This is a genomic window from Streptomyces lancefieldiae, assembly GCF_031845825.1.
Classification (GTDB): domain Bacteria; phylum Actinomycetota; class Actinomycetes; order Streptomycetales; family Streptomycetaceae; genus Streptomyces; species Streptomyces lancefieldiae.
Window position 1 is genome coordinate 1 of record NZ_JAVRFH010000381.1, and the last position, 410, is coordinate 410.

Genomic DNA, 410 nt, shown 5'->3' on the forward strand with positions numbered 1-410 from the left:
GCGCGGACCGCGTCGACCGTGCCGATGACCCGGGGGTCGTCCGGCGGCAGGAACCCGGTCCGCACGATCAGCAGCGTCGAGGCGTCCAGCTCCCGCGACCCGTACGACTGGGTGAAGGTGTTCCGCTCGGGGTCGTACCCCTTCTCGCAGACCTCGGCGTGCACGGCGTCCCGCATCGCCCGCCAGCGGTCCGCGTCCCCGGGCAGCTCCGGGTTCTCCTCCAGCGAGCGCACCGCCCGGTCGGCGGCGACCCAGGCCATCACCTTGGAGTGGACGAAGTGGCGCCGCGCGCCGCGGATCTCCCACAGCCCCTCGTCCGGCTCGCGCCACGACGACTCCAGGAAGCCGAGCAGGCTGAGCTGGAGGTTCCAGGCGTGCGGTTTGTCGTCCAGACCGGCGACCTTGGCGAG

General features: G+C 72.9%; 1 protein-coding gene. It reads right to left on the reverse strand.

Annotated elements, in window-relative coordinates:
- The coding region (locus tag RM812_RS42610; protein WP_311586458.1) for a glycoside hydrolase family 15 protein at positions 1 to 410 on the reverse strand (410 nt) is incomplete at both ends.